This window comes from Streptomyces sp. GL_140 (genome assembly GCF_057834465.1).
The window spans coordinates 4683661-4698496 of record NZ_CM174404.1; the positions used below are offsets into that span (position 1 = coordinate 4683661).

Genomic DNA, 14836 nt, shown 5'->3' on the forward strand with positions numbered 1-14836 from the left:
CCGAGATCACGTCAAAAAGCTGAATCAACAGGAGGTTTGTCATGAGGATCATCTGGTTTCGCGTACGGACGGCGCTGCGGGGTCGTGCGGGCGACGCGGGAATGTCGACTTCGGAATACGCGATGGGGACGATCGCGGCGTGTGCATTCGCGGCAGTCCTGTACAAGGTGGTGACGAGTGAAGTGGTCTCCACGGCACTCCAGTCGACCATCGGGAAGGCACTCGATGCGCCGTTCTGACCGGGGATATGTGACGGCTGAGGCGGCTCTGGTGATTCCGGCGCTGGTGCTGTTCGCAGCGCTGCTGGTGTGGGCACTGATGGCGGCCGCCGCGCAGATCCGGTGTGTGGACGCAGCTCGGGCCGGTGCACGGGCGGCGGCCCGGTCGGAGCCGGCGGGCGGGGCGGTGGCGGTGGCCGAGGCGGCCGCCCCGCCCGGGGCGCGGGTGGAACTGTCACGCACGGGCGACCTCTGGCGGATCCAGGTCTCGGCCCCCGCACCGGGCCCGGCCGCCCTCCCGTTCCGCCTCACCGCCCGGGCCGCCGCCCTGGCCGAAGACTCCGTGGGCCCGCCGTCATGACCGGGGCGCGGGTGCGGGCGTGGGCGTGGGGGCGGGCTCGGACTCGGCATTGGCCTCGGGATCGGGATCGGGGGTCGGCGACGGTGTGGGGCGTGGTGGTGGCGACCGTGCTGGTGGCGGTCTTCGGCGGAGTGCTCCTGCTCGGGCAGGCCGTCGTGGCCCGCCACCGGGCCGCCGCGGCCGCGGACCTGGCAGCCCTCGCCGCCGCCGCGACCTGGGCCCACGGCCCGGAGGCCGCCTGCGCCACGGCGATACGGGTGGCGACGGCGCAGGGGGCGAGGGTCACCGGGTGCGTGGTGTCGGGCGAGGTCGCGGAGGTCCGGGCCCGCGCTCCTACGGGCCCGTTCGCCCCGGAGCTGAACTCCCGCGCGGGCCCGCCGCCGGCTGCGGAGCCGGGGTGAGGGGGTGGCTCAGGCCAGGGTCCACAGGTGCACGGAGTTGGTGGTTCCGGAGGAGGCAGTGGTCCAGGTTCCGTCACCCAGGGCGTTCGGGGCGCCGGAGGGCGGGAAGGGGTAGGCGATCCGGCCGGTCACGGTCAGGGTGCGCCCGTCGAGCAGCCAGTGGCGGACCTCGCCGTACTCCTCGTCGTTTTCGGCGGTACCGGCTATCACGGTGTCCTCGTCCAGGAATCCGCCCACGTAGTCCCAGTGCACCTCGGACCCCTCGGACTCGTCGGACTGTTCGGAGTCCTCGTGCCCCTCCGGCTCTTCGGCCCTCGCGGGGTGGCGCGGCAGGGCGGACTCGGCCACCACCGTGGCCAGGACCGAACCGTCGTCCGTCCGGAGCAGGGACAGGTCCTCCTGGTAGTGGGCCACGGTCAGCAGCCGGCGGCCCGAAGGGCTCACCGCCGTCAGGACCCGGTCCTCGTCGCCCAGGCACTCCACGGAAAGCTGTTCGCCGTCCCACCGGCCCCACCGCAGCGGTACGCCGTCCTGGCCTTCGCCGACCGACAGGCCCATCTGCGCGGGATCCGGGTGCGGGACGTGCTCGGAGCCGGCCGCAGCGGTCTGGGCGTCGGCGCGGCCGAGGATCCGGCCGTCGGCGGCGTCGATCACCAGCCATTCATCGGGAGAGTCCGGGAACTCCGGGCTTCCGGCCACCGGGCCGCGGATGTGGGCCCAGACCAGGGTCCCGTCGGCGGAGAAGACCGCCGAGCCGCTGTCGGGGTACAGGTGGTCCCGGCTCTGCGCGTACTCCTCGTAGGAGGAGTGCACGACGTCGCAGGCGCCGGTCCAGCAGCCGTGGCGGATCTCCCACCGGGTGGCGCCGTCCGGGTCGACGGCCCGGAGGGCGTGGACTCCGGCGAAGACGGCCAGGTCCCGGGCGGGCGCCACCGCGTCGGTGCCGAAGCGGCGCGGCCAGGGGGCGGGGAAGCGGACCTCCTCGCCTTCGCCGGTGACGGTGACGAGCTCGGTGTCGGAGCTCTGCACGAGCAGTGTGGTGTCCGCCAGCCGCCGCACGGCGGGACGTCCGGCCCCGTCCGGGTCCAGGGGTGCGGCCAGCGTGGCGACAAGGCGGGCGGGCAGGGCGGGCAGGGCGGACGGGAGGGGCAGGTCGGACGGGACGGGCAGGTCGTTCATCGGTCATTCCTCCGGCAGACGGGATCACCACACGCGGCGGGACCCTACGACCCACCACCGACACCCCGGTGCCCGGGCCTCTACGGCTGTCCTGCCGGGCATGAGCCCCGTCCGGGCCCCGGGATTGCCCGGGGCCCGGGTCACGGAGTCGGGGCGTCCTTGAGGAGGTGGGTCAGGAGGCGGATGGCGCCGCGTTTGTGGAGGGGGTCGTTGCCGTTGCCGCACTTGGGGGACTGGATGCAGGACGGGCAGCCGGCCTCGCACTCGCAGGCGGCGATCGCGTCGCGGGTCGCCGTCAGCCAGGCGCGGGCCGTGTGGAAGGCGCGCTCCGCGAAACCGGCTCCGCCCGGGTGGCCGTCGTAGACGAAGACCGTCGGGAGGAGGGTGTCGGGATGCAGCGGGACGGAGACCCCGCCGATGTCCCAGCGGTCGCAGGTGGCGAAGAGCGGGAGCAGGCCGATGGAGGCGTGCTCGGCGGCGTGCAGGGCGCCTCCGAGGATCTCCGGGTTGATCCGGGCCTCGTCCAGCTGGTCCTCGGTCACCGTCCACCACACGGCCCGGGTGCGCAGGGTGCGGGGCGGCAGGTCCAGTTTGGCCTCGCCGAGCACCTCGCCGCTGATCAGCTTGCGGCGCAGGTAGGAGACGACCTGGTTGGTGACCTCGACGGAGCCGAAGCAGAGCCGGGCCCGGCCCCAGGGGATCTCCGTCTCGGTTTCCAGGACGGAGATGGCCGTGGTGTCGCGGGCCGTCGTGGAGAACGGCGGGTTCGCCTCCTCCACCAGGGCCACCGAGTCCTCCAGGTCCAGGTGCTTCACGAGGTACGTGCGGCCCTGGTGGAGGAGGACGGCGCCGTCGTGGACGGCCGTGTGCGAGGCCTCCTCGTCGACCGTGCCCAGCAGCCGGCCGGTGGAGGCCTCCACGATCTGCACCGGGCGGCCGCCGCCGCCCCGGATGTCGGTGAGGTCCGAGGCCCGTTCCCGGCGGGTCCAGTGCCAGGCCGTGGCCCGGCGGCGCAGCAGTTTGGCCGCCTCGAGCTGCGGGAGGAGCTCCCGGGCCGCCGGGCCGAAGAGGTCCAGGTCCGGCTCAGTCAGGGGCAGCTCGGCCGCCGCCGCGCACAGGTGGGGTGCCAGGACGTACGGGTTGTCGGGGTCCAGGACGGTGGCCTCCACCGGCTGCTGGAAGAGGGCCTCGGGGTGGTGGACCAGGTAGGTGTCCAGCGGGTCGTCGCGGGCGATCAGCACCGCCAGCGCGCCGTGGCCCGAACGCCCGGCCCGGCCGGCCTGCTGCCACAGGGAGGCGCGGGTGCCGGGGTAGCCGGTGATCAGGACGGCGTCGAGGCCGGAGACGTCCACGCCCAGCTCCAGGGCGGTCGTGGCGGCCAGGCCCAGCAGCTCGCCGGAGTGCAGGGCCCGCTCCAGGGCCCGGCGCTCCTCGGGCAGGTAGCCGCCGCGGTAGGCCGCGACCCGCCCGGGCAGCGAGCGGTCCACGGACGCGAGCCGCTCCTGGGTGATGACGGAGATCAGCTCCGCGCCGCGCCGGGAGCGCACGAAGGCGACCGTCCGGACGCCCTGGACGACGAGGTCCGTGAGGAGGTCGGCGGTTTCGGCGGTGGCCGTACGGCGTACGGGTGCGCCCTTCTCGCCCTTGAGGTCGGTCAGGGGCGGCTCCCACAGGGCGAAGACGACCTCGCCGCGCGGGGAGGCGTCGTCGGAGACCTCGACCACCGGCAGGCCCGTCAGCCGGGACGCTGAGGCCGCCGGATCGCTCGCGGTGGCCGAGGCCAGCAGGAAGACGGGATCGGAGCCGTAGCGGGCGCACAGCCGCCGCAGACGGCGCAGGACCTGGGCCACGTGGGAGCCGAAGACGCCCCGGTAGGTGTGGCACTCGTCGATCACGACGTAGCGCAGGGCCCGCAGGAAGGAGGCCCAGCGCGGGTGGGCCGGGAGGATCCCGCGGTGCAGCATGTCGGGGTTGGTGAGGACGTAGTTGGCGTACTGGCGCACCCATTCGCGTTCCTCCACCGGAGTGTCGCCGTCGTACACGGCGGGGCGGATCGCGTTGCCGAGCGGACCGGCCAGTTCTCGCACGGCGCGCCGCTGGTCGGCGGCCAGGGCCTTGGTGGGGGCCAGGTACAGCGCGGTCGCGCCGCGGCCGTTGGGGGCCTCGGCCCCGTCCGCGAGGGCCGAGAGCACGGGCGCCAGGTAGGCCAGGGATTTGCCCGACGCGGTGCCCGTGGCGACGACCACGGACTCGCCGTCGAGGGCGTGCTCGGCGGCCGCGGCCTGGTGTTCCCACGGATGTTCGATCCCGGCGGCCTGGATGGCGGCCACAACATCGGTCCGGATGCGATCGGGCCAGACCGCATGACGGCCCTCCCGAGGGGGCAAGTGCTCCGTATGGGTGATGCGCGCAGACCGGGAAGACCCCCGTGACAGCAGGTCCAGGACCGTGCCGGGGGTGGGTCGGGCGTCCTCGGGTGCCGTGGGCCGACCGGGACGGTGAGTGTTGGCCATTGGAACCGAGTGTGTCACCGGCGTGCGGGACAATGGTCCGAAGGCGTCGTGCGCGCCTGCCGGTAAGTGATTGAATGCCATCGCGGCAGCCAATCCCTCGCATACCTTCGGGTGGCGAGGCCCCTGATGGGGGGCGCCGCTCGATAGCAAGGTGCTGGAGGATCCGTGGACCTGTCCCTGTCGACTCGCACTGTCGGCGACCGTACGGTCGTGGAGGTCGGTGGCGAGATTGATGTGTATACCGCGCCCAAGCTGCGCGAGCAGTTGGTCGAGTTGGTGAACGACGGCAGCTACCACCTGGTTGTCGACATGGAGCGAGTGGACTTCCTCGACTCCACCGGGCTTGGTGTGCTCGTGGGAGGCCTCAAGCGCGTCCGCGCGCACGAGGGCTCGCTGCGTCTGGTGTGCAACCAGGAGCGCATCCTGAAGATCTTCCGAATCACCGGTCTGACCAAGGTGTTCCCGATCCACACCTCGGTGGAGGAAGCGGTCAACGCCACCGACTGACCGACCGACGGCTCTCGGCGGCGAACGGCCGATGAGGAGCGGGGGGCACCGGGCCACAGGCGGTCCGGGCCCCTGATAGGCACGCCCGTAGTCCGAGGGGGACGCGCATGGCCACCGTTGAACTGCGCTTCAGCGCCCAGCCCGAACACGTCCGGACGGCCCGCCTGGTCGCGGCCGCCGTGGCGCGCCGGGCCGGTGTGGAGGAAGCCGTCCTCGACGAGGTCCGCCTCGCCGTGGGCGAGGCCTGCTCGCGCGCCGTCGGACTGCACCGCAGCAACGGGCTGACCGCGCCCGTTCGGGTGGTGCTGACCGAGGAGGAGAAGGTGTTCTCCATCGAGGTCGGCGACGAGGTACCCGGACCGGCCGGCGGTTCGTCCACCGGCATGCCCGGGCTCGACGCCGTCCTGGACCCTGACGTCGAGGGCGAGGACGAGATGGGCCTCGCCGTGATCAGCGGCCTGGTCGACGACGTCGAGGTCATCAACGGGGAGACCGGCGGGACCATCCGGATGAGGTGGCCCGTTTCGGGGGCCTCCGAGACGGCTTAGGCAGTCCTTTCCGGGCCCGAAGGACCCTGAGGGGACCTTTGAGGGGACCTGAGGGGCCCGAGAGGCCCGCAGGGCTCCTCCGGTCGATCCGGTCCCAGTGCCCCTGGCCCGGTCCGTCGCGCCCTCGTGCGTCGCGGTCCGGGCTTTGCCGTGCCCCGGGGCGGCGGAGCCTCCGGCCGACCGCGCGGTGCGGCGCCGCGCGGTGCGGTGAGTTTCGGCGGGGGGTCGTCTGCCGGCGGGAGGCCGGGTGGGTGCCGGGAAAGCGGGGGAGACCCCGGATCGGCGGCTTCCGGGAATGATCGGCCGCGCGTGCCGACGTATCTTCTGATCTTATTCAAGGCCCTGCCGAGCAGGGCCTTTTCTGTCGCCGTAGATCAATTGCGGCGCCGCTCCCCGAGAATTCCTAGATCGATGACGAGGCGTCAATGCCTTTGCCCCATTACTACTTTCGAGGGTAATGGAGTGACCGGATCTATTGGTGAGGGGCATGTGCAGGCCAATTCCGTTTCCCGCGTACTGTTTTGATCGGGTCGCGCTCCCTACAATCCGTCCACATCTTGAGCTCATCACGTCAAGGAGGACGAATGACGGGGCTCTTCACCCCCATTGCGCCCGGTCGCACCACTGACCTGGCATCCGCAGTACTCACCGATGACAACCGGCTCATCGTGATCGTCATTGCGGGCGTGGCCATCGCCGCGCTCGTCGTCGCGCAGATCCTGGTCCGCCAGGTCCTCTCCGCCGACGAGGGAACCGACTCCATGAAGGAGATCGCGGCCGCCGTCCAGGAAGGCGCCAACGCCTACCTCGGACGCCAGCTGCGCACCCTCGGCATCTTCGCCGTCGTCGTGTTCTTCCTGCTCTTCCTGCTCCCCGCCGACGACTGGACGCAGCGGGCGGGACGTTCCGCCTTCTTCCTCGTCGGCGCCCTCTTCTCCGCCGCGACCGGTTACATCGGCATGCGCCTCGCGGTCCGCGCCAACGTCCGCGTCGCCGCGGCCGCCCGCGAGGCCACCCCCGCCGAGGGCGAACCCGCCAAGGACCTCACCGAGGTCTCCCACAAGGCCATGCGGATCGCGTTCCGCACCGGCGGCGTGGTGGGCATGTTCACGGTCGGCCTCGGCCTGCTCGGCGCCTCCTGCGTCGTGCTCGTCTACGCCGCCGACGCCCCCAAGGTCCTGGAGGGCTTCGGTCTCGGAGCCGCCCTGATCGCCATGTTCATGCGTGTGGGCGGCGGCATCTTCACCAAGGCCGCCGACGTCGGCGCCGACCTGGTCGGCAAGGTCGAGCAGGGCATTCCGGAGGACGACCCGCGCAATGCCGCGACCATCGCCGACAACGTGGGCGACAACGTCGGAGACTGTGCGGGAATGGCCGCCGACCTCTTCGAGTCCTACGCCGTCACCCTCGTGGCGGCCCTGATCCTCGGCAAGGCCGCCTTCGGCGACCTCGGCCTGGCCTTCCCGCTGATCGTCCCCGCCATCGGGGTCGTCACGGCGATGATCGGCATCTTTGCGGTCTCCCCGCGGCGCACCGACCGCAGCGGCATGACCGCCATCAACCGCGGCTTCTTCATCTCCGCCGTCATCTCGCTGGTGCTCGTCGGGATCGCCGTCTACGCGTACCTGCCGGCCACCTACAAGGAGCTCGCGGGCGTCGACGACCCCGCGATCGCGGGCCACTCCGGTGACCCGCGGATCCTGGCCCTGGTCGCCGTCGCCATCGGCATCGTGCTCGCGGCCCTGATCCAGCAGCTGACGGGGTACTTCACCGAGACCAACCGCCGTCCCGTCCGGGACATCGGCAAGTCCTCCCTGACCGGCGCGGCCACCGTCGTCCTCGCCGGCATCTCCGTCGGCCTGGAGTCCGCCGTCTACACGGCGCTGCTCATCGGCCTCGGCGTCTACGGGGCGTTCCTGCTCGGTGGTACCTCGATCATGCTGGCGCTGTTCGCCGTAGCGCTGGCGGGCACCGGCCTGCTCACCACCGTCGGTGTCATCGTCGCCATGGACACCTTCGGGCCCGTCTCCGACAACGCCCAGGGCATCGCGGAGATGTCCGGCGACGTCGAGGGCGCCGGCGCGCAGGTGCTGACCGATCTGGACGCGGTGGGCAACACCACCAAGGCCATCACCAAGGGCATTGCCATCGCCACCGCCGTGCTCGCCGCGGCCGCGCTCTTCGGCTCGTACAACGACGCCATCGCCAACGCGGTCAAGTCCGTCGGTGCCGACACCAAGTCGATGAACCTCAGCCTGGACATCGCGCAGCCCAACAACCTCGTCGGCCTGATCCTGGGCGCCGCGGTCGTGTTCCTGTTCTCGGGCCTCGCCATCAACGCCGTCGCCCGCTCGGCCGGCGCGGTGGTCTACGAGGTGCGCCGCCAGTTCCGGGAGCACCCCGGGATCATGGACTACACCGAGAAGCCCGAGTACGGGCGCGTCGTGGACATCTGCACCAAGGACGCCCTGCGCGAACTCGCCACGCCCGGCCTGCTCGCCGTCCTGACCCCGATCGCGGTCGGGTTCTCGCTCGGCGTCGGCGCGCTCGGCTCGTTCCTCGCCGGAGCCATCGGCTGCGGCACCCTGATGGCGGTCTTCCTCGCCAACTCCGGTGGCGCGTGGGACAACGCGAAGAAGCTCGTCGAGGACGGGCACCACGGCGGCAAGGGCAGCGAGGCCCACGCGGCCGTCGTCATCGGCGACACGGTCGGCGACCCGTTCAAGGACACCGCTGGTCCGGCCATCAACCCGCTGCTCAAGGTCATGAACCTGGTGGCGCTTCTGATCGCCCCGGCGATCGTGCAGTTCAGCTACGGCACGGACGCCAGCGCGACCGTGCGGGCGATCGTCGCGGTCCTCGCCATCGGCGTCATCGTCGGTGCGGTGTACGTCTCCAAGCGCCGCGGCATCGCGGTCGGCGACGCGGGCGAGAGCGCTCCGGCCGAGCGGGTGGGTCAGCAGGCCGACCCGGCGGCGGTGATCTCCTCCTGAGGCGCTGAACGCCTGACGGGTACTCGCGTACTCGCGGCGGACCCGGGAAGGACACGGTCGGACTCGATCGTACGCCCGAATGGCGGACAGGCGGCGCGGACTGACGCGCCGTCCGTCCGCCTTTGCGTTTCCCGGATGGCGGGCGTGTATCTTCCGGGCCGAGAGTCTTCGAAGGGACCAATCCGGTGAACAAGAAGCTTGCGGCCGCCATGGCGGGCAGTGCGGTGCTGATGCTCGTCCTGTCCGGCTGCGGCGGGGACGACGGCGACAAGAAGACCGACGCCTGGGCCAAGAAGGTCTGTGACAGTTGGCAGCCCGAGCTCAAGAAGATCGAGCAGGCCAACGCCGACATCAAGCGGGTGGCCACCGAGAGCAGCAAGCCCGAGGAGGTCCAGTCGACCGATTCGGCGGCCTTCGGGAGCATGTCCGAGTCGTACAAGTCGATGGGTACGGCCCTGCAGGGGGCGGGTGTTCCGCCGGTCAAGGACGGCGAGAAGACCCAGAGCGCCGCGGTCAAGGGCTTCGAGGCGACGTCGCAGGGCTACACGGCCCTGAAGACGAAGATGGAAGCCCTCGACCCCAAGGACCAGGGCAAGTTCGCCGAGGGCCTCAAGGACGTCGCGGGCGGCCTGGAGGAAGCGACCAAGGGCGGCAAGGAAGCGCTCGACCAGCTCAAGGCGGGCGGCCTGGACAAGGCGATGAACAGCCAGAAGGGCTGCCAGGTGACGACCCCGTCACCGTCCAAGTCGTAGGCCAGGTCGTAGTCGAGGTCGCAGTCGAGGTCGTAGTCGAAGCCGAGGTCGTGGGCGCGGGCCGATCCGCGGCCGGCGGTACGGGCTTCACACGCGGTACGCACGACAGGGCGGCCGGAACCCCCCGGGGCACCGGCCGCCCTGGCGCGTTCCGGGGCGCGCAGGGCTCCGTAGGCCGTGTGGCGCGGGGAATGCCGGTGGCAGCGGCCACAATGGGCGGGTGAGTACCACCAGCCTTCCCTCCGGTCTGCCCGCCCGCCTCCCCTCGTCCGACCTCGCCGCCGGGCTCCGCGCCGCGTTGCTCGACGCCAGTTTCACCGCCGACGGGCTGCTCGAACTGCTCGGCGCCCCCGCCTACGCCGCGCTCGCCCGCAGCGAGACGGTCCCCGCACTGCGCGCCACGCGCAGCGGCGGCGACGGGCCGCTCGCCAGCCTCGTGCGGCTGTTCCTGCTCCAGCAGCCGGTGCCGTACGTGCACGCCTCGGCCGCGCTGCCCGTCGACGCGGCGCTGGCCGACGGCTGGCTGCGCCGCGAGGGCGATGAGGTGCACGCCACCGTGGACGTGCGCCCGTACGGGGGGCCCGACGGCGAGGACTGGTTCATCGTCTCGGACCTCGGCTGCGCCGTCGGCGGGGCCGGCGGGATCGGCAGTCGCGAGGAGGGCGTGGTCCTCGGAGTCGGCGGCGCCTCCACGACGCTCGCCGGGATCACCGTCCGCATCCCGGTGGGCTCGGCCCTGGACGTCGGTACCGGATCCGGGATCCAGGCACTGCACGCGGCCCAGCACGCCACCCGGGTGACGGCCACCGACGTCAACCCCCGGGCCCTGGAATTCACCCGTTTGACGCTGGCGCTCTCGGGAGCCCCGGAGGCCGAGCTGCTCACCGGTTCGCTGTTCGAGCCGGTCGGGGCGGCCACGTACGACCTGATCGTGTCGAATCCGCCGTTCGTGATCTCCCCCGGAGCCCGGCTGACGTACCGGGACGGCGGGATGGGCGGCGACGACCTGTGCCGGACCCTGGTCCAGGAGGCCGGCGCCCGGCTCAACCCGGGCGGGTACGCGCAGTTCCTCGGCAACTGGCAGCACGTGGACGGCGAGGACTGGCACGACCGGGTACGGGCCTGGGTGCCGCGCGGCTGCGATGCCTGGATCGTGCAGCGCGACGTGCAGGACGTCACGCAGTACGCCGAGTTGTGGCTGCGCGACGCGGGCGACCACCGCACCGATCCCGCCGAGTACGCGCGGCGCTACGAGGACTGGCTGGACGAGTTCGAGGCCCGCAAGACCAAGTCGGTCGGCTTCGGCTGGATCACGCTGCGGCGCAGCGACGCGGCCGAGCCGTCGATCGTCGTCGAGGAGTGGCCGCACTCGGTGGAACAGCCGCTCGGGGACACCGTCGTGGCGCACTTCGCCCGGCAGGACTACCTCCGCGACCACGACGACGCGGCCCTGCTGACCGGCTATTTCCAGCTGACCGAGGAGGTCGTCCAGGAGCAGGTCGGGGCGCCCGGGGCGGAGGACCCCGAGCACGTGGTGCTCCGGCAGAACCGCGGGATGCGGCGCGCCACCAAGGTCGACACGGTCGGCGCCGGCTTCGCCGGGGTGTGTGACGGATCACTGAGCGCGGGTCGGATTTTGGACGCCATCGCGCAACTGGTGGAGGAGGATCCGGTGGTCCTGCGGGACCGCACGCCGGAGGCGATCCGGATGCTGGTGGAGCAGGGGTTCCTGGAGCCGGTGACGGAGCCGGGCGGGGAGCGGGGGGCGTAGGGCGGAGCTTCGTACGCCCCGACCCAGCCGGAACCAGGATGTAACCCGGGGTTCGCCCGGTGTATCCCCTCGGCTGGCAGGCTCCGGGTCAGCGGGATCCGGGGGGATCCCGGGAGCGGCCCAGGGGTGTGAGGGGAACGGCATGGAAGACGGACCTGCGATCTTCGCGGCGACCGTGTTCCTGCTGTTCGGGGCCGCTCTGCTGGTCTGGACGGGGGCGCGCGCCCTGCACGGCGCGCCGGTGGCCGAGGACGTGCGCCCCGTCGTCGCGGTACCGCTGGCGCTGCTCGCCGGCGGGGTGTCGCTGGCTCTCGGGATCTGGTGCCTCGGGCGGCTGTGACTCCGGGCGCCGCCGGGCGGGGTGACATTCGCCCGTGTGCCGTGTGCCCAGTACCCCGTACCCAGTGCACGGTCACGCCCGTGCCGGCCGGCCTCGCGGCCGCGGGCCCGGACGCACCGCGGGCACGCTCGCGAGCGGCGCGCCGGGTTTCGCCCAGGTTCCCTCCGAGGTGCGCGTCAGGCCGTAAATGCCGACGTGAGGAGGGGTGCGGGGGCGGGGCCAGACGGCCCTTTGGCCACTCCGCGCGGTGATCGCCGGGGGTCCGCGGTGGCATCCGGGCGGCAGAAATGGCACTTGTCGGGTTACCGTTCGAGTGGCCGTTGCGGGCTTCTGCCGTTTGACACGGGGGCGGGTTGTACCGTCACACTCCGCAGCGTCGCCGTACTGCGACCGAGTGCCGACCGGAGAGAAGAGCCAAGTTGTCCCCGACTAGCGAGACCGCAAAGGGCGGCCGCCGACTCGTCATCGTCGAGTCCCCTGCCAAGGCGAAGACGATCAAGGGCTACCTCGGCCCGGGATACGTCGTCGAGGCGAGCGTCGGGCACATCCGCGACCTCCCCAGCGGCGCGGCCGAGGTTCCCGACAAGTACACCGGCGAGGTCCGTCGCCTCGGTGTGGACGTCGAACACGACTTCGCGCCGATCTACGTCGTCAACGCCGACAAGAAGGCCCAGGTCAGGAAGCTCAAGGAGCTGCTGGCCGAGTCGGACGAACTCTTCCTCGCCACCGATGAGGACCGCGAGGGCGAAGCCATCGCGTGGCACCTGCAGGAAGTCCTCAAGCCCAAGGTCCCCGTCCACCGGATGGTCTTCCACGAGATCACCAAGGACGCGATCCGCGACGCCGTCGCCAACCCGCGCGAGCTCAACCAGCGCATGGTCGACGCCCAGGAGACCCGCCGCATCCTCGACCGCCTCTACGGCTACGAGGTCTCGCCGGTCCTGTGGAAGAAGGTCATGCCGAAGCTGTCGGCGGGCCGCGTCCAGTCGGTGGCCACCCGCATGGTGGTCGAGAAGGAGCGCGAGCGCATCGCCTTCCGCTCGGCCGAGTACTGGGACCTGACCGGCACCTTCTCCACCGGCCGCGCCGGTGACGCCTCCGACCCCTCGACCCTGGTCGCCCGCCTGAACACGGTCGACGGCAAGCGCATCGCGCAGGGCCGCGACTTCGGCTCGACCGGACAGCTCAAGGGCGAGGTGCTGCACCTCGACGAGGCGAACGCGCGTGCGCTGGCCGCCGCGCTGGCCGAGACCTCGTTCTCGGTCCGCTCGGTCGAGTCCAAGCCGTACCGCCGCTCCCCGTACGCCCCCTTCCGTACGACGACGCTCCAGCAGGAGGCCTCGCGCAAGCTCGGCTTCGGTGCGAAGGCGACGATGCAGGTGGCGCAGAAGCTGTACGAGAACGGCTTCATCACCTACATGCGTACGGACTCCACCACGCTCTCCGACACCGCGGTGTCGGCGGCGCGTGCGCAGGTCACGCAGCTCTACGGGGCCGACTACCTGCCGGAGAAGCCGCGCGTCTACGCGGGCAAGGTCAAGAACGCCCAGGAGGCGCACGAGGCGATCCGTCCTTCGGGTGATCGTTTCCGCACTCCCGCCGAGACGGGCCTGACCGGCGACCAGTTCCGGCTGTACGAGCTCATCTGGAAGCGCACCGTCGCCTCCCAGATGAAGGACGCGGTCGGCAACTCGGTGACCGTGAAGATCGGCGGCCGCTCCTCGGACGGCCGCGACGCGGAATTCTCGGCGTCCGGCAAGACGATCACCTTCCACGGCTTCATGAAGGCCTACGTCGAAGGCGCGGACGACCCGAACGCCGAGCTCGACGACCGCGAGAAGCGCCTGCCGCAGGTCGCGGAGGGCGACGCGCTTCTCGCCGAGGAGATCACGGCCGACGGCCACTCGACCAAGCCGCCGGCCCGCTACACCGAGGCCTCGCTGGTCAAGGAGCTCGAAGAGCGCGAGATCGGCCGCCCGTCGACGTACGCGTCGATCATCGGCACGATCCTGGACCGCGGATACGTCTTCAAGAAGGGCACGGCCCTGGTGCCGTCCTTCCTCTCCTTCGCCGTGGTCAACCTGCTTGAGACGCACTTCGGGCGTCTCGTCGACTACGACTTCACGGCCAGGATGGAGGACGACCTCGACCGCATCGCGCAGGGCGAGGCCCAGTCCGTGCCGTGGCTGAAGCGGTTCTACTTCGGCTCGGAGGACGCCAGCGAGGTCGTACCGGCCGAGGGCGACCACCTCGGCGGCCTGAAGGAACTGGTGACCGACCTGGGCGCGATCGACGCCCGGGAGATCTCCTCCTTCCCCGTCGGCGAGGGCATCGTGCTGCGGGTCGGCCGCTACGGGCCGTACGTGGAGCGTGGCGAGAAGGACGCCGAGGGCCACCAGCGGGCGGACGTCCCGGAGGAGCTGGCGCCGGACGAGCTGACCGTGGAGTACGCGGAGGAGCTCTTCGCGAAGCCGAGCGGCGAGTTCGAGCTGGGCAAGGACCCGGTGAGCGGGAACGAAATCGTCGCGAAGGACGGTCGCTACGGGCCGTACGTGACGGAGATCCTGCCCGAGGGCACGCCGAAGACCGGCAAGAACGCGGTCAAGCCGCGGACGGCCTCGCTGTTCGCGTCGATGAGCCTGGACACGGTCACCCTCGAAGACGCCCTTCGCCTCATGTCCCTTCCGCGGGTCGTGGGCGTGGACGCCGAGGGCGTGGAGATCACGGCCCAGAACGGCCGCTACGGCCCGTACCTGAAGAAGGGCACGGACTCGCGTTCGCTGGAGACCGAGGACCAGCTGTTCGCGATCACGCTGGACGAGGCCCTCGCCATCTACGCGCAGCCGAAGCAGCGCGGGCGGGCCGCGGCCAAGCCGCCGCTGAAGGAGCTGGGTACCGACCCGGTCAGCGAGAAGCCGGTGGTCGTCAAGGACGGCCGCTTCGGCCCGTACGTGACGGACGGCGAGACGAACGCGACGCTGCGGCGGGACGACGACGTCGAGACGATCACGCCGGAGCGGGGCTACGAGCTGCTCGCGGAGAAGCGCGCGAAGGGCCCGGCCAAGAAGACGGCGAAGAAGGCCGTGGCCAAGAAGGCGCCCGCGAAGAAGGCCCCGGCCAAGAAGGCGGCGGCGACGAAGACCGCGGCGGCCAAGAAGACGACGACGGCGAAGAAGGCCGTCGCGAAGAAGACGGTGGCGAAGAAGACGGCCGCCGTTCCGGCGGACGAGTAGTCGAAGGCAGGGCCCGTGCG

Annotated in this window: 12 protein-coding genes; 10 read left to right on the plus strand and 2 right to left on the minus strand. The window is 71.5% G+C overall.

Annotation, left to right across the window (positions count from 1 at the left end; translation table 11 throughout):
- Positions 1 to 41: 41 nt before the first annotated feature.
- The 3 genes from AC3IYJ_RS21835 (at position 42) to AC3IYJ_RS21845 (ending at position 980) form a co-directional block, all read left to right on the plus strand.
- A complete protein-coding gene (locus AC3IYJ_RS21835) occupies positions 42 to 239 on the plus strand; it encodes a DUF4244 domain-containing protein (RefSeq protein WP_489396465.1) in 198 nt (65 codons plus the stop codon).
- Positions 226 to 579 carry a TadE family type IV pilus minor pilin gene (locus AC3IYJ_RS21840; RefSeq protein WP_489396466.1) on the plus strand — a complete coding sequence of 118 codons (354 nt, stop codon included), beginning with the start codon at positions 226 to 228 and terminating at the stop codon, positions 577 to 579. Before AC3IYJ_RS21835 ends, AC3IYJ_RS21840 begins: the two co-directional genes overlap by 14 nt.
- Before the next feature lie 92 nt (positions 580 to 671).
- A complete protein-coding gene (locus tag AC3IYJ_RS21845; RefSeq protein WP_489396467.1) occupies positions 672 to 980 on the plus strand; it encodes an Rv3654c family TadE-like protein in 309 nt (102 codons plus the stop codon).
- Between the two features lie 9 nt (positions 981 to 989).
- Here AC3IYJ_RS21845 and AC3IYJ_RS21850 read toward each other — a convergent pair whose 3' ends face one another.
- Together AC3IYJ_RS21850 and AC3IYJ_RS21855 are read right to left on the minus strand one after the other, a co-directional pair.
- Positions 990 to 2159 (minus strand): hypothetical protein, encoded by a 1170-nt coding sequence (locus AC3IYJ_RS21850; RefSeq protein WP_489396468.1) that lies wholly within the window; start codon positions 2157 to 2159, stop codon positions 990 to 992.
- Between the two features lie 140 nt (positions 2160 to 2299).
- On the minus strand, positions 2300 to 4753 hold the full coding sequence (locus AC3IYJ_RS21855) for a DEAD/DEAH box helicase (protein ID WP_489396469.1): 2454 nt from the start codon (positions 4751 to 4753) through the stop codon (positions 2300 to 2302).
- 84 nt (positions 4754 to 4837) lie between these two features.
- Between AC3IYJ_RS21855 and bldG the strand changes: the two genes are divergently transcribed.
- The 7 genes from bldG (at position 4838) to topA (ending at position 14816) form a co-directional block, all read left to right on the plus strand.
- On the plus strand, positions 4838 to 5179 hold the full coding sequence (bldG, locus tag AC3IYJ_RS21860) for an anti-sigma factor antagonist BldG (RefSeq protein WP_066931187.1): 342 nt from the start codon (positions 4838 to 4840) through the stop codon (positions 5177 to 5179).
- Positions 5180 to 5286: 107 nt separating this feature from the next.
- Positions 5287 to 5727 carry an ATP-binding protein gene (locus AC3IYJ_RS21865; RefSeq protein ID WP_489396470.1) on the plus strand — a complete coding sequence of 147 codons (441 nt, stop codon included), beginning with the start codon at positions 5287 to 5289 and terminating at the stop codon, positions 5725 to 5727.
- A gap of 584 nt (positions 5728 to 6311) precedes the next feature.
- Positions 6312 to 8720 carry a sodium-translocating pyrophosphatase gene (locus AC3IYJ_RS21870; protein WP_489396471.1) on the plus strand — a complete coding sequence of 803 codons (2409 nt, stop codon included), beginning with the start codon at positions 6312 to 6314 and terminating at the stop codon, positions 8718 to 8720.
- 185 nt (positions 8721 to 8905) lie between these two features.
- Positions 8906 to 9472: a small secreted protein gene (locus AC3IYJ_RS21875; protein WP_489396472.1), complete on the plus strand. Its 567-nt coding sequence runs from the start codon at positions 8906 to 8908 to the stop codon at positions 9470 to 9472.
- A 220-nt stretch (positions 9473 to 9692) separates the two neighbouring features.
- Entirely contained in the window at positions 9693 to 11243 is a 1551-nt protein-coding gene (locus AC3IYJ_RS21880; protein WP_489396473.1) for a DUF7059 domain-containing protein, read from the plus strand.
- A 142-nt stretch (positions 11244 to 11385) separates the two neighbouring features.
- Positions 11386 to 11583 (plus strand): hypothetical protein, encoded by a 198-nt coding sequence (locus AC3IYJ_RS21885; RefSeq protein WP_489396474.1) that lies wholly within the window; start codon positions 11386 to 11388, stop codon positions 11581 to 11583.
- A 419-nt stretch (positions 11584 to 12002) separates the two neighbouring features.
- Positions 12003 to 14816 carry a type I DNA topoisomerase gene (gene topA / locus AC3IYJ_RS21890; protein ID WP_489396475.1) on the plus strand — a complete coding sequence of 938 codons (2814 nt, stop codon included), beginning with the start codon at positions 12003 to 12005 and terminating at the stop codon, positions 14814 to 14816.
- Positions 14817 to 14836 lie beyond the last annotated feature (20 nt).